25 protein-coding genes are annotated in these 21,113 nt (G+C 73.1%); 13 read left to right on the top strand and 12 right to left on the bottom strand.

What is annotated here, in order from left to right:
* Positions 1-269, bottom strand: a 269-nt coding sequence (locus K7862_RS31575) for a helix-turn-helix transcriptional regulator (protein WP_222968313.1), incomplete at its 3' end; no start/stop codon positions are given.
* Between the two features lie 277 nt (positions 270-546).
* Here K7862_RS31575 and K7862_RS31570 point away from each other — a divergent pair.
* On the top strand, positions 547-837 hold the full coding sequence (locus K7862_RS31570; RefSeq protein WP_222968312.1) for an STAS domain-containing protein: 291 nt from the start codon (positions 547-549) through the stop codon (positions 835-837).
* A 150-nt stretch (positions 838-987) separates the two neighbouring features.
* On the opposite strand, the gene K7862_RS31565 is transcribed toward K7862_RS31570, so the two are convergent.
* Positions 988-1,452, bottom strand: coding sequence for a DUF2269 family protein (locus tag K7862_RS31565; protein ID WP_222968310.1), 465 nt, complete (start codon positions 1,450-1,452; stop codon positions 988-990).
* Between the two features lie 306 nt (positions 1,453-1,758).
* Here K7862_RS31565 and K7862_RS31560 point away from each other — a divergent pair, with 306 nt between their 5' ends.
* Complete coding sequence (locus tag K7862_RS31560) at positions 1,759-2,709, top strand: GlxA family transcriptional regulator (RefSeq protein WP_372461706.1); 951 nt, start codon at positions 1,759-1,761, stop codon at positions 2,707-2,709.
* 36 nt (positions 2,710-2,745) lie between these two features.
* On the opposite strand, the gene K7862_RS31555 is transcribed toward K7862_RS31560, so the two are convergent.
* The gene (locus K7862_RS31555; protein WP_222968307.1) at positions 2,746-3,714 is read right to left on the bottom strand and encodes a hypothetical protein; all 969 of its coding nucleotides are present in this window, start codon (positions 3,712-3,714) and stop codon (positions 2,746-2,748) included.
* Positions 3,715-3,798: 84 nt separating this feature from the next.
* On the opposite strand from K7862_RS31555, the gene K7862_RS31550 reads away from it, so the two are divergent.
* From K7862_RS31550 to dxr, 9 genes are all read left to right on the top strand, one after another.
* The gene (locus K7862_RS31550; RefSeq protein ID WP_222968306.1) at positions 3,799-4,110 is read left to right on the top strand and encodes a PadR family transcriptional regulator; all 312 of its coding nucleotides are present in this window, start codon (positions 3,799-3,801) and stop codon (positions 4,108-4,110) included.
* Positions 4,107-4,871, top strand: coding sequence for a hypothetical protein (locus K7862_RS31545; protein WP_222968305.1), 765 nt, complete (start codon positions 4,107-4,109; stop codon positions 4,869-4,871). The genes K7862_RS31550 and K7862_RS31545 overlap by 4 nt, the downstream gene beginning before the upstream one ends.
* Positions 4,872-5,068: 197 nt before the next feature.
* A complete protein-coding gene (locus K7862_RS31540) occupies positions 5,069-6,001 on the top strand; it encodes an ADP-ribosylglycohydrolase family protein (protein WP_222968304.1) in 933 nt (310 codons plus the stop codon).
* 196 nt (positions 6,002-6,197) lie between these two features.
* Positions 6,198-6,677, top strand: coding sequence for a hypothetical protein (locus K7862_RS31535; RefSeq protein ID WP_262414126.1), 480 nt, complete (start codon positions 6,198-6,200; stop codon positions 6,675-6,677).
* Positions 6,674-7,537: a transcriptional regulator gene (locus tag K7862_RS31530; protein WP_262414122.1), complete on the top strand. Its 864-nt coding sequence runs from the start codon at positions 6,674-6,676 to the stop codon at positions 7,535-7,537. Before K7862_RS31535 ends, K7862_RS31530 begins: the two co-directional genes overlap by 4 nt.
* Positions 7,538-7,616: 79 nt before the next feature.
* Positions 7,617-8,012, top strand: a complete 396-nt coding sequence (locus tag K7862_RS31525; RefSeq protein WP_372461705.1) for a roadblock/LC7 domain-containing protein — start codon at positions 7,617-7,619, stop codon at positions 8,010-8,012.
* Positions 8,013-8,146: 134 nt separating this feature from the next.
* Complete coding sequence (locus K7862_RS31520; RefSeq protein WP_222968302.1) at positions 8,147-8,521, top strand: hypothetical protein; 375 nt, start codon at positions 8,147-8,149, stop codon at positions 8,519-8,521.
* 230 nt (positions 8,522-8,751) lie between these two features.
* Complete coding sequence (locus K7862_RS31515) at positions 8,752-9,306, top strand: HAD domain-containing protein (RefSeq protein WP_222968301.1); 555 nt, start codon at positions 8,752-8,754, stop codon at positions 9,304-9,306.
* Between the two features lie 65 nt (positions 9,307-9,371).
* Positions 9,372-10,580, top strand: a complete 1,209-nt coding sequence (gene dxr, locus K7862_RS31510) for a 1-deoxy-D-xylulose-5-phosphate reductoisomerase (RefSeq protein ID WP_222968299.1) — start codon at positions 9,372-9,374, stop codon at positions 10,578-10,580.
* A 176-nt stretch (positions 10,581-10,756) separates the two neighbouring features.
* Here the strand turns inward: dxr and K7862_RS31505 are convergent, their stop codons facing one another.
* Positions 10,757-11,578 carry an SDR family oxidoreductase gene (locus K7862_RS31505; RefSeq protein ID WP_222968297.1) on the bottom strand — a complete coding sequence of 274 codons (822 nt, stop codon included), beginning with the start codon at positions 11,576-11,578 and terminating at the stop codon, positions 10,757-10,759.
* 246 nt (positions 11,579-11,824) lie between these two features.
* On the opposite strand from K7862_RS31505, the gene K7862_RS31500 reads away from it, so the two are divergent.
* Complete coding sequence (locus K7862_RS31500) at positions 11,825-12,772, top strand: GNAT family N-acetyltransferase (RefSeq protein WP_222968295.1); 948 nt, start codon at positions 11,825-11,827, stop codon at positions 12,770-12,772.
* A 32-nt stretch (positions 12,773-12,804) separates the two neighbouring features.
* On the opposite strand, the gene K7862_RS31495 is transcribed toward K7862_RS31500, so the two are convergent.
* The 3 genes from K7862_RS31495 to K7862_RS31485 form a co-directional block, all read right to left on the bottom strand.
* Positions 12,805-14,463 carry an acyl-CoA dehydrogenase family protein gene (locus tag K7862_RS31495; RefSeq protein ID WP_222968293.1) on the bottom strand — a complete coding sequence of 553 codons (1,659 nt, stop codon included), beginning with the start codon at positions 14,461-14,463 and terminating at the stop codon, positions 12,805-12,807.
* 107 nt (positions 14,464-14,570) lie between these two features.
* Complete coding sequence (locus K7862_RS31490; RefSeq protein ID WP_222968291.1) at positions 14,571-15,185, bottom strand: TetR/AcrR family transcriptional regulator; 615 nt, start codon at positions 15,183-15,185, stop codon at positions 14,571-14,573.
* A 15-nt stretch (positions 15,186-15,200) separates the two neighbouring features.
* Entirely contained in the window at positions 15,201-15,746 is a 546-nt protein-coding gene (locus K7862_RS31485) for a TetR/AcrR family transcriptional regulator (RefSeq protein ID WP_262414125.1), read from the bottom strand.
* A gap of 257 nt (positions 15,747-16,003) precedes the next feature.
* Here K7862_RS31485 and K7862_RS31480 point away from each other — a divergent pair, with 257 nt between their 5' ends.
* A complete protein-coding gene (locus K7862_RS31480) occupies positions 16,004-16,978 on the top strand; it encodes an alpha/beta hydrolase family protein (protein ID WP_222968290.1) in 975 nt (324 codons plus the stop codon).
* 25 nt (positions 16,979-17,003) lie between these two features.
* Here the strand turns inward: K7862_RS31480 and K7862_RS31475 are convergent, their stop codons facing one another.
* The 5 genes from K7862_RS31475 to K7862_RS31455 all read right to left on the bottom strand — a co-directional run bounded on the left by K7862_RS31475 (position 17,004) and on the right by K7862_RS31455 (position 21,093).
* Positions 17,004-17,441 carry a GNAT family N-acetyltransferase gene (locus tag K7862_RS31475; RefSeq protein ID WP_222968289.1) on the bottom strand — a complete coding sequence of 146 codons (438 nt, stop codon included), beginning with the start codon at positions 17,439-17,441 and terminating at the stop codon, positions 17,004-17,006.
* Positions 17,442-17,461: 20 nt separating this feature from the next.
* Positions 17,462-18,103, bottom strand: coding sequence for a TetR/AcrR family transcriptional regulator (locus K7862_RS31470; protein ID WP_222968288.1), 642 nt, complete (start codon positions 18,101-18,103; stop codon positions 17,462-17,464).
* A gap of 65 nt (positions 18,104-18,168) precedes the next feature.
* Positions 18,169-18,876, bottom strand: coding sequence for an SDR family NAD(P)-dependent oxidoreductase (locus K7862_RS31465; protein ID WP_222968287.1), 708 nt, complete (start codon positions 18,874-18,876; stop codon positions 18,169-18,171).
* Positions 18,877-18,972: 96 nt separating this feature from the next.
* On the bottom strand, positions 18,973-20,073 hold the full coding sequence (locus K7862_RS31460) for an LLM class flavin-dependent oxidoreductase (protein ID WP_222968286.1): 1,101 nt from the start codon (positions 20,071-20,073) through the stop codon (positions 18,973-18,975).
* 426 nt (positions 20,074-20,499) lie between these two features.
* The gene (locus K7862_RS31455; protein ID WP_222968285.1) at positions 20,500-21,093 is read right to left on the bottom strand and encodes a TetR/AcrR family transcriptional regulator; all 594 of its coding nucleotides are present in this window, start codon (positions 21,091-21,093) and stop codon (positions 20,500-20,502) included.
* Positions 21,094-21,113 lie beyond the last annotated feature (20 nt).

Genomic DNA, 21,113 nt, shown 5'->3' with positions numbered 1-21,113 from the left:
TCGGCGACGGTGGGACCGGCGTCCGCGGGGTGCCGCAGGACGGTCCCTTCCGGGATCTCGTAGTGGTTGGAGCGCCCGCTGCGGGTGTGCGTCAGATAACCGTCGGTCTCCAGGTCCGTGATGATCTTCTGCACGGCTCGCTCGGTGAGCAGACAGCGCGCGGCGATGTCCCGGACGCGGACGCCCGGGTCGCGGGCGATGGTGGCCAGCACGCGGGCGTGGTTGGTCAGGAAAGTCCATCCTGTTCGAGGGTGCAGGGCATCGTTCATGCAGCACATCGTACGGCGTATGATTCACGTCAGCACATACGTGAACCACTTTTCATGCATTTCTTGACGGGTGAGGTTCTCGTGCGCATGCTGGTGTGACCCAGGCGAACGGCTGCTGTCCCAAGGGGGGAACGGTGTGATGATCGGCTTCGAACTCGTCCCCGACGTGGGCGTCCCCGCAGGGTGTGGGGCACCGACGTGCCTTCCGGAGCCGGCCGGGCCTGCGGCGCCGCCTCCGGCGGGTCGCCTGGTCAGGGATCTGCGGTCCGGACTCCAAGTGCGGCTGACCGAGGCAGCCGGTCGCGCCCGGGCCGCCGTCGCGGGGGAGATCGACCTCGACTGCGCGCCCCTCCTCGAACGCGTCCTGCGCGAGTCCCTGCGGGGGGCGCCCGGGGGACTGGACGTCGACCTGCTGGGCGTCGACTTCTTGGACTGCTCAGGCCTGAACGTGCTGCTGCGGGTGCGAGCGGACGCCGTGGAAGCCGGCCTCTCGATGAAGGTCACGGGGATGTCGCCGGTGGTCCGGCGGGTCCTCGAACTCACCGGCTCCGCAGCGCTGTTCGCCTGACCTGCCCTGCTCGCGCCCGCCGGGCGGTGCGACGGCCGGACACACCCGCGCCCATGAAACCGGGCGGGTGGCCCGGCGCGGGTGGTCCGGTGAAGGTGACCGGCCGGTGATGGCTCAGGCTCCGGCCATGGCTCAGGCTCCGGTCGTGGCTCAGGCTCCGGTCGTGGACCCCGGGCGGACGATCATCAGCACGGTGACGGCCGCCCACAGCAGGTTGAACACGCCGGTCAACATGGCCAGGCGCGCGGTGGCCGAACGGGGGAGCGGCTCGTCGTCCGGCGTCGACGAGACCGACAGCAGTTCGTGCTGGAGCGGCAGGACCAGCACGCCGAGGACCACCGCCGCGACGGTGGTCAGGATGATCGAGGCGATCAGCCAGGGGCTCCCCAGCACGTGCAGGGCGCTCGCTGTGGCGAACCCGAACAGCGGGACGGCGACGGCGACCAAGGCGTAGACCCGGCAGATGCCGTGCAACGTCCGGGCGGTCGCCGGCCCCTGCCCTTCGGCGGTCCGGACGCCGCGTACCGCGGCAGGGAACATGCTGGCGGCGACGGTCACCGGACCGATCGCGACGATGGCGGCGAGGACGTGCAGGGCGAGCAGGAACTTGGTCACCTGACCGGTCCTTTCGCAGGGGGCCGGAGCCGGTGAAGGGTCGTGCGGGGCATGGCGGATGAGGCACCTTTCGGGCGGATTTCGAGGGGACTTCCCGTGACTGTCGAAACAAGAGGTCGTGGCGGCCGGACCGGCCGCCTCCGGGACCCGCACCGACGCTAGGGTCCCGGCGACCGCACTCCCATGGGCGGGAACGCCAGATGGCAACGGATTTCCGCCAACCCCCTTGACCGGTGCCGATGGCCCACGGGAGATAATGTTCCAGGTCAGAAACCTGGCCGGATCTCGATGAGTGCGGAGTCACACGTGCACACTGTCGCCGTCCTGGCACTGGACCGGGTGATCCCCTTCGACCTGTCCACCCCGCTGGAGGTCTTCGCCCGGGTGCGGCTGCCCGACGGCAGCCGTCCTTACCGGGTGGTCGTGTGCGCGCCGACGCCCGAGATCCGCAGCCGCGGATTCACGATCAGGGCGGACCGGGGACTGGACGCGCTGCGGGACGCCGACACGATCATGGTGCCGGGGTGTGCGGAGGGCGCCGCCCCGCCCACCCCCGAGGTGCTGGAGGCGCTGCGCGAGGCAGCCGCCCGGGGGACGCGGATCGCGTCCATCTGCGTCGGCGCCTTCGTCCTGGCCGAGGCCGGGCTGCTCGACGGCCTGGCCGCCACGACCCACTGGGTGGCGGCCGACCACTTCGCCCGGCTCTTTCCGAAGGTCGACCTGCGCCCCGACGTGCTCTACGTCGACAACGGGCACCTGCTCACGTCCGCGGGTGCGGCGGCCGGGCTGGACCTGTGCCTGCACATGATCCGACGGGACTGGGGTTCCGCGGTGGCCGCCGACGCGGCCAGGCTGTCCGTCATGCCCCTCGAACGGGAGGGCGGCCAGGCGCAGTTCATCGTCCACCAGCAGCCGCCGGTCCCCCGCGGCTCGGCGCTGGAACCGCTGCTGGACTGGATGGAGGAGCACCTGGGGGAGGAGCTCACCCTCGCCGGTCTTGCCAGGCGGTCCGAGATGAGCGAACGCACCCTCGGCCGCAGGTTTCGCGAGCAGACCGGGACGACGCCGTTGCAGTGGGTGCTGCGGGCCCGGGTGCGCCGGGCTCAGTTCCTGCTGGAGAACACCGACCACACGGTCGAACGCATCGCGGACCAGGCGGGGTTCGGCTCGCCGACGGCGTTCCGCGAGCGCTTCAAACGGGTCACCGGTACCACGCCCTACGCCTACCGTTCGGCCTTCCGTGGACGGGCCGCCTGAGGTCGCACGCCGGGTCGCCGCAGCCCGCCGCACGCTTCACCCCCGGGCGGTACGCCGGAACCCGATGAGCAGAACTCCCGCCGTGAGCGCGGACGTCGCCGTGCCGGCGCCGAGAGTGAGGGCGGCCAGGGCGGGGACCGACGTCAGGGCGCCGTGGCCGACGGCGGACCACAGCGCGCCGTGAAAGGCGACCGCGACGGGCACGGCCACGCAGCCCGCGACGAGGGACACCTCGGCGACCCGCCCGTTCCGGCTGCGCGGAGGGCGGGCGACGAATCCGGCGACCGCGTTGGCGACCGCGCACAGGGCCACGTTGGAAGCCGTGAGCGCCACCAGCGCCCAGCCGATGAGCAGCGGGTCCGTCCAGTCCTCGCCGACGGCCTGCGCGGTGACGCCGGCCGCGGCTGCCAGCGTGCTCAGCGCCACGATGAGGCCCGTCGCGTGACGCCGCACCCAGGCCGCGGCCTCCGGAGTCGCCCGGTGCCGCAACCCGGGGACCAGGCCGCCTAGGGCGATCGCGTCGTCCAGCCAGTCGTGCCGCCACGGACCCCGGTCGGCACGCGGCAGCCGGCACCGCGCCAGCAGCACCCCGGCGGGCACGGTGAGGACGGAGGCCGCGGCCGCCCCGGCGACGAGCACCCAGGTCCACGCGGACCACACGGCGTGGTGCCGCCGCCCGAGGAACGCCGCCCACTCGAAACCGAGGGCCAGTGTCACCAGCACGATCGCCGTCGCCGCCGCGCGTGCCGTCTGCCGCGCCCGGTCCGGGCCGCCGGGCGCCCGCCAGAGCAGCAGCCGTGCGGCGACGGCCGCGGCGAGCACCGGCACCGCGAGCGCGGCGAGGAAGACCACGGAGTGGTACGGGTCGTCCTGCCACGGACTCGCGGCTCTGACCGTTCTGCTCTGCGTGTCCAGCAGAGCCTGTGCCTCGAATGCCGTCGCCGCCCCGAGGGCCGCCCACACCGCGGTCCACGCCGCGTCGTCGCTTCTGGTCACCCGTCGCATGACCGTCATAGTACGCGCTACGTAGTACGCGTCAAGGAGTATCGCGTCGCGTACTATGCTGAGAGCGAGGCAGGGAGACGACGGATGCACAGCAACGACGCCCAGGTACTCGTGCTCACCGTCCTGGCGGACGGGCCGCTGCACGGCTACGCCATCAACACCGCGATCGAGGAGCTCACCGGCAGCCGCCTCGGCCCGGGCAGCCTCTACGGTGCGCTGTCCCGGCTGGAGGCGCGCGAGCTGATCGCTCCCACGGACCAGCCCGCCGAGCCCGGTGAACGCCACCGCACCATGCGGATCACCGACACGGGACGCCACCAACTGCGCGCCGAACTCCAGCAGATGGCCCGCATCTCCGCCGCGGGACTGCGCGCCCTCGGGCTGGGACCGGCATGACACCCGCCGGCCTGCTCACCCGGCTCTATCCGCCCGCGGTCCGCGAGCAGTGGGGTGACGAACTCACCCGCGAGATCTCCGCGTCCGGCGTCCGGTGCTGGCCCGACACCGTCGCCGGGGCGGTACGGCTGTGGCTCCACCCCAGCGACTGGCCCGGTTCGCGAACCGAGCGCGCCCGGCACGACCTGACGGTCGCGCTGGCCGGCGTGGTCGCCTCGACCGCGCTGCTGCTGCGCTCCGTCGCCCCTTCCGCGACGATGACGGCCGACATCCGGCACCCCGTCACCAGCCTGTGGCTCGCGCCCCTCCTCCTCGGCGTCCTGCTGGCGGCACCGCTCCCGCCCCTCCGCAGCGCCTCACTCGTGCGGCTGGCCCGTACCGCGGTCCGCACACTCGCCGCCCCGGCGGCCGTCGGGGCGGCCCTCGTCGTCACGGCCTGGAGCGGGGTGGCCCGGAACGTCACCGGGTACCCCGACGCGGCCTTGGTCCTCGCCTACTGGCTGACCCTCGGCTTCGCCGCGCTCCGCATGTGCACCCTCGTCGCCCGCGCCGGCGGCGCCACGACCCCGCCGACGCCCCGCCGGCTCCGTGCCGCCTTCCTGCTGACCGGCACCGGCCTCGCCTTCGGCGCGGGCCAGCGGTTGCTCCCCGCCGCCACCACCGGACTCCACCCCGGCGCCCTCGCGCAGGGCCTCGCCCTGGCGCTCCTCGCCGCCACGACCGTCAGCGCCGGCCACGACCTCCGGCGCGGGCCGGCGTAGGGCCGCACGCCTGCGGCCCCCGACATCCCCACCCGCGGCAGACCGGGCGCCGGTTGACATCGCTGTCGTCCTGGTGCGACGTCAGCGCGTGCTTCAGCCCCGTGCCGCCCAGCCCTGATGCTCGCATCGCACCTCCGCCGTGAGGGCGTTGATCTCACCGACCCTCGTCGAGTGGCCGGGTGAGATAGCGTGCCGCGATGGACCGGACAGAACGGGCCGTGGGCGCGGTCATCGGGTCGGCCGTCGGCGACGCCCTCGGCGCTCCCTTCGAGTTCGGTCCCGCCGGGGCGTTCTCCGGCCGCTTCCCGCGGGGAACCGGGTCCGGCGGGGAGATGTGCGGGGGAGCGGGGTGGGACCCCGGCGAGGCCACCGACGACACGCAGATGGCGGTCCTCGTCGCCGAGTCCCTCCTGGAGCGCGCCGGCTTGGACCTGCCCGGCATCTTCGCCCGCTTCCGGCGGTGGGCCGCGGCCGACCCCAAGGACATCGGCCTGCAGACGGAGGACGTGCTCACCAACGGCATGCCCTGGGACCGGGCCGCGGCCGCGCACTTCGCGACCAACCTGCGTGCGGCGGGCAACGGTTCGCTGATGCGGGCCACCACGTCCGCGGTGCACTTCGCCCGGGCCGGGCGGCAGGCGACCATGGACGCGGCCCGGCGCATCGCCGCGCTCACCCACGGCGACCGCGCCGCCTGGGAGGGAACCGCCGTCTTCCATGAACTGGTGCGCCGGGCAATGCTGGGCGACGACCCGCTCGACGCGATCCCCGAGGTGCTCGACACGATCCATCCCGAGCACCGGGACCGGTACGCGACCGTACTCGATCCTGACTGGACACCGGACCGTGCAACGGAGTTCAACGGCGCCGTGTGGCCATGCCTCGGCTCGGCGGTCTGGGCACTGCGCGGCACCGCCGGGTTCGAGGACGCGCTACGTGCCGCGATCGACCTCGGGGGCGACACCGACACCGTCGCGGCCGTCACCGGGGGACTGGCCGGAGCCCGCTACGGCGCCGACGCGATCCCCGAGCGGTGGACCATGCCGCTGCACGTACCGCTGCCGGGTTTCGGCGACCGGGTCCTGCGACGTGCGGAGCTGACCGAACTGGCGGTCCGTCTCAGCCAGTAGTGGTGCGATTTCTCAGCGAGAGCGCGGGGCACCCTAGCGAACCGGGCGCCTGTGCCACTGGAAAATGCCAGAACTCCCCTCGACCGACACAACGTTGGGTAACGTCTCGCTCACTCGTGCGGTTGAGGAGCGGCTCGACCAGGCCGATCGGCAAGGGGGTTGTGTGTCCGGCATCGACGAATGCCTGCTCGAGGCCATGAGGCTGCCCGGCGCCCGGGGGGCCGCGCTGGTCGAATGGGTGAGCGGGCTGGCACTCGGTGTCGTGGGCGAGGCACCGGGGGGCGACCACGAGGCGATGGCGGCGGAAGCGGCCGAGTTCGCACGGAACGCCGCGGAACTCCCTGTCTTCAGCCGCACGGAGGGAGCGATGGACCGGACCGGCGCCGACGAGCCGGAAGGTCGCGGTGCCCCGAGCGGCACCGGGGAGGCGAACGGCGCCGTCGATCCGGCCGGGTCACCGGCCGGCACCGACCACCGCATCGCGCCCGCCGACAAGGAACCGCCTGTGGAGGATGTCATCGTCGTGGCCCGCACCGGCTACCACCTGCTGCGCTTCCTCGAAGCCCCCTACGAGGGCGGGGTGTTCCTGCACCTGTGGCTGGACCGTGCGCAGGCCAACCTCGCCCTGTCCCTGATGCGTATGCGCGACCTGTCGGAACGGCTGGTGCTGGAATGACCGCGCAGGTTCCCTCGATGCTCGTGCGCCTCGCCGAACGCCGCGCCACCGGCGCCCTGTTACGTGACACGGGTGTGCTGTACCTGGCCGACGGCGCCGTCGTCCACGCCGAGAGCCCGGCCGCACCCGGCATCGACGTCCTGCTCACCGCGGGTGGGCGACTGCGACCGGAACTGTGGCGTGAGGCCGTGGACGAGGCGGGCGCGGCGTGCCGGATCGCCGGCTACCTGCTCGACCACCGCCGGATGTCCGGGGGCGAACTCGAGATCCGGCACCTCAGCGCCCTCTACGACGCCGCCTACTTCGCCCTCGCGCCCGACGGTGGCCCCTCCCGCTTCCGGCACGGCGCCGTCCACTGGTTCGGCCGGGTCCGTCCGGTCGGCGTCGCGGACGTCGTGCGGGAGACGCGGCGGCGGCGCCGTTACCTCGACGACCTGTGGCCGCACTCCCATCTGGACGCCGCCCCGCCGGTGCGGGTGAGGGCGGCCCCGCTGCCGCCCGTGACCCGGCGCCAGCAGGACGTGCTCGACCTCGCCGACGGACGGCGCACCCCGGGCCAGATCGCGACGCGACTCGGCCGTCCCGCCTTCCACACGCTGGTGGACATCCGCCGTCTGGCGGCCGCCGGGCACCTGGAGACCGGGGTGCGGACGTCCGACCGGTCCACGGCGACCGCGCCCGGCACACGTACGGCCACCGCGGCGTCCGCCGGGTCCGGCCCGGCCGCGACGACGTCGGCCACCGCCCGGACCGCCCCGGGCGCGTCGCTCGCTCCGGTCCTGCCACCGGACCTGACCGGTGGCGCCCCCGACGTGGCCGTACTGCTCAGGGTCCGCGACGCATTGGAGGCCCGTCTGTGAATCCGTCTGCCGCCACCACCGGGGCACGGTCCGCGCCGTGATGAGGCGCGGGCTCAGACAACGCGCCGAGAGGAGGAAAATGATGGCGCACGAGGCCGAGGTGCGTGAGGTACTGGCCCGGCTGCGCACGCGCACCGCCGACCTGACGGCGGCCGTGGCGGCCAGTGTGGACGGTCTGGTGCTGGCCGCCGATCCTCCGGTGGCCGACGCCGAGGGCATCGCCGCGCTGACCGCGGCGGCCCTGGGGGTGGGGCTGCGGCTCGCCGACACCACCGACCGGGGCGCGTTCCGCGAACTGCTGGTCCACGGCGAGAACGGATACGTCGCCACCTACGCCGCCGGACCCGCCTGCGTCCTTACCGTCCTGGCCGGCCCCCGCGTCAACGTCGGCCGTCTGCACATGGAGGCCCGCCGCGCCGGCGCCCGCGTGGCCGAACTGCTCGACGGCGAGGCCGTACGACTGGAGGACAGCTGACCACCATGACCACCCCCCGCCCGCCGAGGGCGCGCGGTGCCGCCGCGCACGCGCGAACCCCCCACACCACGCACCAAACCGACCGATCCGAAGCGCCGGGGACACCGGCAGCCCAGCAAGGGAGCAACCGCATCATGGCCAACACCGAAACCGCCCTCAAGGACGCGATGACCTCGATCGAAGGAGTCATCGGCGTCGCCCTCGTCGACTACACCAGCGGCATGGCCCTGGGCACGCTCGGCGGAGGCAAGGAACTCGACCTCAACGTGGCCGCGGCGGGCAACACCGACGTCGTCCGCGCCAAAGTGCGCACGATGGAACTCCTCGGCCTCAAGGACGAGATCGAGGACATCCTCATCACGCTCGGCACCCAGTACCACCTGATCCGCCTCCTCAGGGGACGCGGCAAGAACGGCCTCTTCCTCTACCTCGCCCTGGACAAGAGCCGGGCGAACCTGGCGATGGCCCGGCACCAGTTGCGCGCCATCGAGGCCGACCTGGAGGTCTGACACCCTCCGCACGGCGCACCCTGTCGCACGGCACCACCGGTCCCCGCCGCCGCCCGCACCCGCACGGCCCACGCCGATGCGCGACGCGGGCGGCGGCCGCGCGGCGATCCGGGGCCGGAGCGCTGCCGGTGCGGATGCCGGTGCCGGTGCCGGTGCGCGTGGGGATGCCGGTCCGGGACGGACGCACGCACGGGGTGAAGCCCGCGGTCCGCGCGGGAATACTGGTGATCATGAGGCCACCCCTGCTCTTCCTCGACGTCGACGGGCCGCTCAACCCCTATGCGGCCCCCGCGCAGCGGCGGCCGGACGGCTATGTGACGATCCGGGTGCCGTGGGCGAGCATCATGGGTCCGCAGACCGCGACGGTGATGGGCCGCACGACGCCGCTGCGGGTATGGCTGAACCCGGAGCACGGGACGGCGCTGCTGGCACTGGAGTACGACCTGTGCTGGGCCACCACCTGGATGGGGGCGGCGAACGAGTGGATCGCACCCGTCCTGGGGCTGCCGGAGCTGCCGTTCGTCGACTTCGGCACGGCACTGCTGAGTCAGCGGCCGGACGAGGTGCACTGGAAGACGGAGGCACTCGTCGCTTACGCCGCGGGGCGGCCCTTCGCGTGGGTGGACGACGAACAGAGCGAGGCCGACCACGCCTACGTGGCGGCCCAGCACCCGGCCCCCGCACTGCTGCGGCACGTCGACCCGCGCGTCGGCATGCGGGAGGACGACTTCGGCGTCCTCGCGGAGTTCGAGCGGTCCCTCAACGACCCCGGAGCGAACGCCTGATCCGGCACGCCGCCGCGAACGGTACGTGACCGTAATCGGACGTGTGCGCCGAGTAGGCTGCGCTGATGATCTCTTACCCAAGCGAGCCCCGCACCGTCGTCCTGCTGGGATCCACCGGTTCCATCGGGACGCAGGCGATCGACGTGATCGAGCGCAACCCCTCCCGGTTCCGGGTCAAGGCGCTGTCCGCGGGCGGCGGCAGCCTCCCGCTGCTGGCCCGTCAGGCGCTGGATCTCGACGTCGAGATGGTCGGTGTGGCGGACAGCCGGGCCGCCGAGGACTTCCGCTCGCTGCTGCGCGCCGAGGCCGAACGGCGCACGGCCGAGGGCCAGGCGGTCCGTCTTCCCGAGGTGATCGACGGCCCGGACGCCTCGACGCGGCTGGCCGCCCTGGAGTGCGACGCCGTGCTCAACGGCATCACCGGCGCCGTCGGCCTGGAGCCGACCCTCGCGGCGCTGCGCGCCGGCAGCCGGCTCGTCCTGGCCAACAAGGAGTCGCTGATCATCGGCGGCCCGCTGGTCAAGAGGCTTGCGGCGCCGGGCCAGATCATCCCGGTCGACTCCGAGCACTCGGCGCTGTTCCAGTGCCTGCAGGGGGGCAAGGCGGAGGAGGTGCGCAAGCTGGTGGTGACCGCCAGCGGCGGCCCCTTCCGCGGCCGCAGCCGCGAGGAGATGGCCGACGTGACGCCGGAGCAGGCGCTCGCGCATCCGGTGTGGAGCATGGGACCGGTCATCACGATCAACTGCGCCAACCTGATCAACAAGGGTCTCGAAGTCATCGAGGCGCACCTGCTGTTCGACATCCCCTTCGACCGCATCGAGGTGGTGATCCACCCGCAGGTGATGATCCACTCCATGGTCGAGTTCACCGACGGGTCGACGCTGGCGCAGGTCAGCCCGCCCGACATCCGGCTGCCGCTGTCCCTCGGGCTGGGCTGGCCCGACCGGGTGCCCGACGCCGCGCCGTCCTGCGACTGGACGAAGGCGTCGACCTGGGAGTTCTTCCCCGTCGACGACAAGATCTTCCCCGGCCTGCGGCTGGCGTACGAGGCGGGAAGCGCGGGCGGCACCATGCCGGCCGTGCTGAACGCCGCCAACGAGGAGCTGGTGGCGGCGTTCGTCGCCGGCCGGCTGCCGTTCCTCGGCATCGTGGACACGCTCACGAAGGTCGTCGGGGAGCACGACCTCGTGCCGGGTGACGCGATGACGCTGGAGGCCGTGGCCGACGCCGAGCGGTGGGCGCGGCGGCGGGCACGTGAACTGTCGCTCGGCTGACGCCGGTTCGCCCCCCGTCGGCCGGCGGCGGCGTCCGGCCGGCGAGCGCCGGACGAGCCGCACCGCCGCGAGCTGACGTCGACCGGGCACGGACACGGCCCGGATCCCCTCGGTGAGGGTGGACCGTGACGCGACCTCGCCGCGGGGACCGGGCAAGGGGAAGCCCCGCACCGGTCTCAGCCCACGATGAACGCCCTCGCGGCCTCGAACTCACGGGCGTTGGCCTTCTCCACGCTCTCGGTGAAGGCGTACGCGTCCTCACCGATCGGCACCCGCAGGGCGGGCGCCTGCTCCGCCGCCACGAGCCGCAGCACGTGCGCCGCGAAGACCTCGGGCCGGCCGAACGCCGGGTTGTCCTGCAGACTCCGCATGCCCTCGCGGGTCGCCCTGGTCACCTCGGTGTACGCGTCGATCTCCGCCGCGGCCGGCACCAGGGACGCGCCGTAGCGCGTGGCGAACGCCCCGGGCTCGACCACGGTCACGCGGATGCCGAACGCCGCCACCTCGCTGGCCAGCGCCTGACTCATGCCCTCCAGCGCGTACTTGCCCGTCACGTACGCCGAGAGTCCCGGCAGGGCCATCCGGCCCGCGAGCGAGGACACGTTGACGACGTGGCCCGCGCCCCGGAGCCGCATGTGCGGCAGGACCAGACGGGTCAGCCGCCAGGCAGCGACCACCAACACGTCCAGCTGGGAGCGCAGTTCGTCGTCGGAGACCTCCTCGACCGCGCCGAGGAGGCCGCCTCCCGCGTTGTTGACCAGGACGTCCACGCCACCGAAGCGCTCCACCGCGTGGGTGACGGCCGCCTCGCACTGCTCCGGGTCGCACACGTCCAGCGCCACCGGCGACACCCGGCCCGGGTAGGCCCGCGCCAGCTCCTCGACGTCCCCCAGGCGGCGTGCCGAGGCCACCACCAGGTCGCCGGCCTCCGCCGCGGCAATGGCCAGCGCGCGCCCCAGCCCCGACGAACATCCGGTCACCAGCCAGCTGCGTCCCATGCGTTCCCCCACGATCCATGACGTTCCCGGCACGCTCGGCCCGATCGTGGCAGAGGCCGAACCGGCGCCGCAGCGGCGCGTGCGGCGCACCGGCGGGGCGCACGCCATCACCACGGCAGCGCACTGCCGGGGCCGGAACCCGGCGAGCCGGAGACGCGGGCGCTCTCGTGGTCTGCGGCGCCGGGCGTCAAAGGAGGGCGGAAATTGGGGCGACACGTGCGCGGGGCCCTGGCACAGTGGCCGACCATGGACGACTCGGTTCACGTGACCGCCGCCGACGTGCGGCTGATGCAGGGGCTCGCGCAGCAGGTCACGGCGCTCCGTCCCGATCTGGTGAGCAGCGGCGCGTCGTACGGCGAGCTCGCCTGGAGCTGGGGCAAGGGCCGGATGAGCGAAGGCGGGAGCTGGCGGCGCGAACTGTGGTTCGCGGCCGGTGAGGTGGCGGCGTGGGGCTGGGCCTGTCTGCCCCACCGGGTCTCCCGCAGCGACGGGTCGGTGAAGGACGTCACCGGCGCCGGTCTGGCCTATCAGGTGCATCCCGGCCACAGCGAGCTGGTGGACGAGGTGATCGAGTGGTACGACGCGGTCGCGGCCGGCAGCGAACGCACCGTCCTGCCATGCTCCGGCGACACGTTCGGCCTGGAGCGCTGGGCGGCACACGGCTACCTGACCGATCCGTCCTCGCTCGGCGACACCGCCTCCTGGACGCAGCTCAACCAGCGCGATCTCGACGAGCTCGAAGCGCCGGTGCTGCCCGACGGCTACCGCTTCCGCACGGCTGAGGAGGCCGGGGCGCGGGCCGCGGTCCAGGCGCATCTGGACGCCTGGGCCCCCTCGACCTACTCGGCGGAGGCCTACGAGGGGGTCAGGCAGGCCCCGCCGTACCGAGGCGACCTGCACGTCCTCGTGGAGGCACCGGACGGCACCATGGCCGCGTCGACGATCATGTGGCTCGACGAGGCGAACCGCACCGCGGAGTTCGAGCCCGTCGGAACGCACCCCGGTCACCGGCGCCGCGGGCTGGGCCGGGCGATGCTGCTGCACGGAATGCGTCTGGCGCGCGACGCCGGAGCCCGGCAGATGACCGTCGCGTGCCTCGGCGCGCCCGGGTACCGGGCCGCACGCGGCCTCTACTACAGCGTCGGTTTCCGCAAGTTCACCCAGGACGCCCCGCTCGTGAAGTCCGGGGCCTGAGCGTCGTCGAGGCCGCGGGCCCAACGCCCAGGTCAGACCGGAAGCCGCTCCAGCAGCGCGTCGAATCCGGTCCCCGGCGGCAGGGTCCCGAAGGCCAGGCCACGGTCGCCGGCGAGGCGTGACGCGCAGAACGCGTCGGCCACGGCCGCCGGAGCGTGGCGCACCAGCAGCGACCCCTGCAGCACCAGGGCGGCGCGTTCGATGACCCGGCGGGCGCGCAGCGGCGCGTCCTCGGTGAGCACGAGATCGCCCTGGAGCTCGCGCCACGCGGCGTCGAGCCGGCTGTCGGCTCCGGCTGCGGCCGTGACCTCCGCGCGGAACGCCTCCAGGGACGCGGGTTCCCGCGCCAGCGCCCGCAGCATGTCGAGGGCGTTGACGTTGCCCGAGCCCTCCCAGATCCCGTTGAGCGGAGCCTCGCGGTACAGGCGCGGCATGCCCGACGCCTCGTCGTAGCCGTTGCCGCCGAGACACTCCAGCGCCTCCGCGACGGCGGCCGGCTGCCGCTTGCACACCCAGTACTTGCCCACGGCGGTCGCCAGCCGCAGGAAGGCGCGCTCCGACTCGTCGCCCCGCTGTGCGCGGTCCGCGGCACCCGCCAGCCGCAGCGCGAGCGTCGTGGCGGCCTCCGACTCCAGGGCGAGGTCCCCGATCACGTTGCGCATCAGCGGCTGGTCGATCAGCCTGGCGCCGAACACGGCGCGGTGGCGCACGTGGTGGGCGGCCTGCGCGAGGGCCGCGCGGGTGCCGGCCGCCGAGCCCAGCACGCAGTCCAGCCGTGTCATGGTCACCATGTCGATGATCGTGCGCACACCCTTGCCCTCGGCGCCGACGAGCCACGCGACCGTGTCGTCGAACTCCGGTTCGCTGCTGGCGTTGGAGCGGTTGCCGAGCTTGTCCTTGAGCCGCTGGATGCGGAAGGTGTTCCGGCTGCCGTCGGCCAGGACGCGGGGTACGAGGAAGCAGGAGAGACCGGCCGGCGCCTGGGCGAGAACGAGGAACAGGTCGTTCATCGGCGCGCTGGTGAACCACTTGTGGCCGCGCAGCCGCCATGTGCCGTCGCCCTGTTCGGTGGCCACGGTCGTGTTGGCGCGTACGTCCGTTCCGCCCTGCTTCTCCGTCATGCCCATTCCGGCCAGCAGGCCGCGCTTGTCGGCGGGGGCCCGCAGCCCCGGGTCGTAGACGCGGCCGGTGAGCAGCGGTTCGTAGGTCTTGGCCAGGTCGGGGGATCGGCGCAGTGCCGGGACCACGGCGTAGGTCATGGATACCGGGCACAGATGGCCCGGCTCCAGCATCGTCGCCAGCATGAAACTCGCGGCACGCGCCACATGGGCGCCGGAACGGGCGTCCGCCCAAGCGGCTCCGGCGAGGCCCGCGCTCACCGAGGCGTCCATCAGGTGGTGGTACGCGGGGTGGAACTCGACCTCGTCGATGCGGTGGCCGTAGCGGTCGTGCGTCCTCAGCTCGGGCTCGTGACGGTTGGCCTGGTCCGCCCAGTGCTGTGCCTCCTCGCTGCCCACGAACCGGCCCATGCTGTGGAGCTCGTCGAGGTGCCAGCCGGCGCCCTCGCGGCTCACGCCTTCCAATAGCACGGGGTCGTCCGCGGCGTCGTACCCGGTCAACGGCGTTGCCTGGTTGGTCACTTCGTGGGTGACGGCGCTGGGGTGGCTGCGCGGGACGGCGGTTGCGGACACGGGTTCCTCCGGATGTGCGGGTCGGCGCGGATGGGGTGGGCGGTCCGGGACGGTGGCGGCCGGGGTGTGAGGTGGCCCTGCCCTCTGCCGGTCGGTGACGGCGTCGGCTAGGGAACCGGGGCAGGGGCGCCGGCGCACCGCAGGGTCATGGCCTTCAGGTCGGCCAGCAGCGCGTCGGTTCCGGCCGCGTCGGGTGCGGCGAGCGGGTCCACGAGGACCTCGCCGATCGCCCCGGTCAGAGCGGCGGCCGTGACCTCCGCGTTCTGTTCCGGCAGCAGGCCCTTGGCCATGCCGTCCCGGACCACCTCGGCGAACAGCGCGCGGTAGCGGCGGCGGAACGTGAGGCGTTCGGCGCCGACCGCCGGCTCCGCGGGAGCGGCGAGCAGGGCGTAGGCGAGACCGCGGTTCTCCAGTGCCCGCCGGGCGAAGGTCGCGACACCGCGGCTCAGCCGTTCCACGGGATCGCCCGGCTCGTTCAGTACGTGGCCCAGTACCTCCACCTCCCGCCCGGCCGCCCGCCGGAACACCTCGACGGCCAGCGCGGCCTTGGACGGGAAGTGCTGGTACACCGACCCGGCCGCGATCCCGGCGGCGTCGGCGACCGCCGTCACGGACGCCTGCGACCAGCCGACCTCGGCGACGACGGCGGTCGCGCGACTCACCAGATGCTCCTTGGCGGCCTCGAGCCGGCGGAGCTCGGCGGGTGTCTTGCGGTAGGGCATATAAGAAGTGAAGCATCATTCAGAGTTATGCGCCATGGCCCCCTCCGGCCCCGTCCCGCGCAGACCCGCGACGAGGAGGCGGACGAGGTGGCGGGCGTCGTAGCGCGGGTCGTTCTCGGCGCCGATGCAGAGATTGCCGACGCCGCGCATGAGGGCGTAGGCGTCGATGTCGGCGCGGATCTCGCCGGCCCCGACCGCCGCGTCGAGCAACCGCCCGCACACCGGCACGAGCCGGTCGAGGAAGTAGGTGTGGAGCGCCTCGAATCCGGCGGCGTCGGTCTGCATCGCCGCGGCCAGGCCGTGCTTGGTGACCAGGAAGTCGACGAACCGGTCGATCCACGAGCCGAGCGCGGCGTGCGGGGTGGCGGCGGACGCCAGCAGGGCGGGTCCGGCCTCGGCGCACGCTTCGACCTGGTGCCGGTAGACGGCGATGATCAGGTCCGCGCGCGTCGGGAAGTGCCGGTAGATGGTGGCCGTCCCGACGCCCGCCCTGGCCGCGATGTCCCGCACGGGAGCCTCCACGCCCGACGCCACGAAGGCCGCGGCCGCCGCGTCGAGCAGCGTCCGCTCGTTGCGGCGCGCGTCCGCCCGCTTGGGGCGGGCCGCCTGCCGGCCGCCGCCGCCCGGCCCGGATCCGGTCTCCCGGCCACCGCCGTCCCCGGCCCCCGACGCCTGGCCGCCGTCGTCCACTCGCCCGTTCCCGCTCACCGCGCAGCTCCGCTCCTCGACGTTCTTTGCTAAACGGGACGGTGTTCCGTATCGTTAATCGGGACAGCGTTCCGTTTGTGCTCATCATGCCAGAGCTGGAGGACCTCCCCATGTCCGAACCGCACACCGCGCCCCGCGCGCCGTTCTCCGGCGCGTCCGGAACCGCCGCGCCCGCCGCGGGTACACCCGTCCCCGTCGTCTCGGTGAAGCCGGTCACACTGCCGGCGCCGGGCCGCGGCGAGGATCTGCGGGTGCGGATCACCGCGCCCATGACCGGAGAGGGGCTGCCCGTCGTCGTCTTCTCGCACGGCTTCGGCAGCTCACTCGACGGCTACGCCCCGCTCGCCGACAACTGGGCGGCCCACGGATTCGTCGTGGTCCAGCCCACCCACCTCGACTCCCGGACCCTCGGTCTGCCGCCCGAGGACCCGCGGACGCCGCTGATCTGGCGCATCCGCGTCGAGGACCTCACCCGCGTCCTCGACGGACTCGACGTCCTGGAGGCCGCCGTCCCGGGCCTCGCCGGGCGCCTCGACCACGACCGGATAGCCGCGGCCGGACACTCCTGGGGTGCGCAGACCGCCGGCATGCTGCTGGGCGCACGGGTGCTCGACGCCGACGGCACGCCGGGGGAGGATCTGTCCGATCCGCGCGTCGGCGCGGGTGTGCTGCTGGCGGCGGCGGGTCGTGGCGGCAGCGACCTCACCCCGTTCGCCGCCGAGCACTTCCCCTTCATGAACCCGGGCTTCGCGCAGATGACCACTCCGGCCCTGGTGGTCGCCGGGGACCACGACCAGTCCGCGCTGTCCGGGCGCGGCCCCGACTGGTTCACCGACGCCTACTACCTGAGCAAGGGCCGCAAGAGCCTGCTCACCGTCTTCGGCGGAGAGCACTCGCTGGGCGGCATCCCCGGGTACGGCGTCACGGAGACCACGGACGAGCACCCCGGGCGCGTCGCACTGATCCAGCGGCTGACCTCGGCCTACCTGCGGCACACGCTCTTCCCCGGCGACCCGTCGTGGTCCGAGGCCCGCGATGCGCTGGCCAAGCAGGCGGATCCGCTGGGGCGCGTCGAGGGCGAGTGACCGCCTGACGGCGGCTCGGCCGCGGTCAGCCGACCGGCCACTTCAGATACGCGGCGGTCTCCTCGAAGCCGAGTCCGGCGTAGAAGCCGGCGGCCCTGCGCGTCGGCACCGTCACCTCGACGTCGCCCGACCCGACGGCCGCGGCCTGCACGGACCGGATCAGCGCGGATCCGGTTCCGCGGCCGCGCTCGGCCTCCTCCACGCACAGTTCCAGCAGTTCCAGGATCGTCCCGCCCGCGAACAAGGTGGGCATCCGCACGGCCAGCACGTACCCGACGACCCGCGTCTCCCGCTCCGCGACCAGGACTTCGGCGCTTCCGTCCGCCACGGCTCGCAGCACGCGGGGGAACGTGACGTCGTCGAACACGGCACGGTCGGGCCGGTGACTGGTCGCGAATCCGGCCAGCAGGCGGAAGACGCCGTCGCCGTCGGCCGCGGCCGCCGCCCGGACCCGCGGCGGCACCCCCCGCCCCTGGCCCGCGTTCACGAACCGTGCGCGGCCGGCGAACCGGCGGGCGGATCGGGAGTGACGAGGCTGCGCACGGCGGCGAGCATCGCGCCGCGGTGCTCTCGGAGGCGGTGGTCGGGGGCGGCGGCGGTGGCGCCGCTGACCGACTTGAGGGCGGGCGGGGCGCTGAGCCAGCTCTCCGTGATGCGCAGCACGATCGCGAAGAGGTCGACGGCGGGGATGTCCGACCGCAGCCGCCCCTCGCGCTGCGCGGCGGTCACCGCCTCGACCCGCTGCCGGAAGCCGGCCACTTCCGCCGGCGTGGGCTCGACCTGCTCGAAGGACCGCCACGCGGCGATGCGCCCCGCCTCGGGGTTGGCCAGGACGTAGTCGTAGCGGGCCGCGGCGAACGCGCAGAGGTCGCCGTCGCCCATCGGCACAGCGTCCATGACAGCCGTCGTCTGCTCCTCCACGACCGCGTTGAACAGCGCGATCTTGTCGCCGAAGTACACGTACAGCAGCCGCTTGTTGGCGCCGGCGCGCTCGGCGATGCGGTCGATGCGCGCCCCGGCCAGCCCGTACGCGGCGAACTCCGCGGTGGCCGCGCGCAGCAGGATGGCCTTGGTGGCCTGGGCGTTGCGAGGGCGCGGCTTGCGGTCGGCCGTGGACTCGGACATGGGGGACACCCTACTGAACGTGACCTGCGGGGGAGTCGGCGTCGGGCGCACCGGCCCGGCCGCCCTCACCAGCTCAGAGGACCGCTCGCGGCGAACAGGCCGCCGGTCGGGCCGTCGGATCCGATGCGGGCCATCCGCACGATCGCCTCGGCGCCCTCCGCGACCGTCTGGGTCCCCGCGTGGTGGTTCAGATCGGTCGCGGTGAAGCCGGGGTCCACCGCGTTGATCCGGATCCGCGGGTACGCCTTGGCGTACTGGACCGTGAGCATGTTGACCGCCGCCTTGGACGCCGGGTAGGCGAGGTCGGGGTAGAAGTGTGTGGGGGAGTCGGGGTCGGCGAGCTCGCGCGCCAGCGACAGCCCGCTGCTGAGGTTGACCACGACAGGGGCCGTGGAACGCTCCAGCAGCGGCAGGAACGCGTGCAGCATGCGGACCTGCCCGAACACGTTGGTCTCGAAGACCCGCCGCACGTCGTCGGCGGTGACCCCGGCCGGGTCGACGAAGCCGCCGTCGGCGGTGCGCGGCTCGATCCCCGCGTTGTTCACGAGCACGTCGAGCCCGCCGTCCTCCTCGATCGTCTTGACGGCCGCGGCGACCGAGGCGTCGTCGGTCACGTCGATCCTGATGGCGCGGGCCCCGATCCGCTCCGCGGCCCGGCGCCCGCGTTCGGCGTCCCGTGCCGCGGCGTAGACGGTGTGCCCGGGGGCCACCAGCTGCCGTGCGGTCTCGAAACCGAGGCCCTTGTTCGCGCCGGTGATGAGGGTGGTGGTCATGATTCCGGTCCTCCTGCATATCTAACTGGATAGTTACAGGGTGCGCCGGAATCGGCGTCAAGTCAACAAATGGTTACTTCGATGCGTCGTCGCAGGTCAGCGCCCTGCTGTGGGGTGGGCGACGGACATTTCCGCACGGCTGAGCCTCGGCAGAAGCTGATCGCCGATGCGCGCGATCTCCTGCTTGTACGGCGTGTCGGACAGGACGAAGTGAGTGATGCCGAGTCGGCGGTAGGCGTCCAGCGCGGCGGCGACATCGTCCGGGGAGCCGACCAGCCAGGTCGTGCCGGCGCCACCTCCGCCGAACCGCCCGGGAGCGGTGTAGAGGCAGGTGTCCAGCACGTCACCGCGCGCGGCGAGATCGAGGAGGCGCTGCTGCCCGACCGCCGTCCTGCGGTTGCCGGTCCAGGGGGTGTCGGCGCCACGCGCCGCCATCCGCGCGACCTTCTCCTCGGCGGCTCGCCAGGCCTCCTCGGTGGTGTCGCGGATCAGGGTGGTGATCCGCAGCCCGAACTCCAGCGGCCGGTGCCGGCGCCCGACCCGGTCGCTCAGGGTCCGCAGCCGGTCGATGCGCGCGGCGAGCCCGTCGAGCGGCTCGCCCCAGAAGAGCTGGACGTCGGCCTCCGCGGCGGACACCCGCTCGGCGGCCTCGGAGGCCCCACCGAAGTACAGCGTCGGATGGGCGCGGTCGGCGGTGCGGAACGGACGCGGCGCGACGGTGGAGTCCGTGACATGGAAGTGCTCGCCGTGGAAGGTGACCTGCTCCTCGGTCCACAGCCGCCGTACGAGGTGCAGGAACTCCTCGGTGCGCGCGTAGCGTTGGGCGGGATCGGCGTTGCCGTCCCCGTAGGCGGCGAGGTTGTCCAGCCCGCTGACGATGTTGACCAGCACGCGGCCACGGCTGAACTGGTCGAGCGTCGCGGCCGCGGCGGCGAAGTGTGCGGGCTGCCAGTAGCCCGGCCGGATGGCGATCAGCGGCCGGAACGTCTCCGTGCGTGCCGCCAGCGCCGTGGCGAGCGTGAACGTGTCCGGGCGTCCCCACCCGGTACCGAGCAACGCACCCTGCCAGCCGTGCTCTTCGGCCGAGCGGGCGAGGTCCGTGGCGTAGTCGATCGAACCCCAGCCGGTCGCGGTGTCGTCACCGCGGTGACCGGGTTCGAGGGTGTTGGGGATGTACCAGAGAAAATGCCGGCTCATGACGGGTCCGATCAGGGAAAGGGTGACGGCGTGAAAGGCCGCTCGGGCAGGGGGAATTGCCAACGGCCAAAGGCTGGGCACAGGGACAGACGGAAGCTCGTGGAAACGGCGCCCCCATCGCGGTCCGCGAAGGCTGGTGGAATCGGATTGCGCGGCCGCGCATCAGGCGTCCGGCAGCGACGACGAGACTGCCCGGCAGGTCAGGCCCGTCGCGTCAGACGAGCCCGATCGTGCGCGCAGGCTGCCGGAACGGCATCGCCCGACGACACATGTCAGGACGACAACAGCGCCCTGTCGGGGCGCGATGGTCCATGTCTCGTGTCGGATCGGCCATGAAGCGATTCTCCGAGTCCGATTCCCACACGGTCAACAATGCAACTCGGTGAATTAAGTCGAGCGCGGCGGGGACGGTCGGCTTCCCGGCCGTCAGCTCGCAGAATTCCCCGTTTCGGCCCAGCTGTTCGCCACCGGGATGACCGCCCCCGCCAACTGCGCCGACCGCAGCGCGATCTCCCGCGGCGGGCAGGGCCGGCCGCTCTCCAGCCACCACGTGATGGACTGGGTGAACATCGCGCCCAGCACCGTGGCGGCCAGACCATCCCGGACGGCGCCGGGACCGTCCGGCATCCGCAGATGGTCCTTGACCATGTCCGTCAGGGACGCCCGCATCCTGTCCGCGAACCAGCTGCTGCCACGGCGGCCCAGCAGGACCCCGTAGAAGCGGTGGTAGACGTCGATGTGCTCGAAGAACGCCACCCAGCGCTCGGCCGGCGCCCGGCCGTCCCCCTCACCCGTGACGGTGCCGAGCAGCTCTGCCATCGCCTCGTCGAAGATCTGCTCCGCCAGCTGGTACTTGTCCCGGTAGTTGCGGTAGAAGGCGGCCCGGCTCACCATCGCCCGCCCCGTGATCTCGCCCACCGTGAGCCGCTCGAACCCGCGCTCCTCGGTCAGGTCGACGAGCGCGTCACGCAGCAGCCGCCGCGTCCGCCGCACCCGCAGGTTCTCAGCCGGCTGGGACACTTCGCGCTCCCTGTCTCGAA

Origin of the sequence: Actinacidiphila acidipaludis (genome assembly GCF_019890725.1) — a bacterium.
Lineage (GTDB): Bacteria > Actinomycetota > Actinomycetes > Streptomycetales > Streptomycetaceae > Actinacidiphila > Actinacidiphila acidipaludis.
Note: the sequence above shows the minus strand (reverse complement) of the source record. Positions and strands in the feature narration are given on the sequence as shown.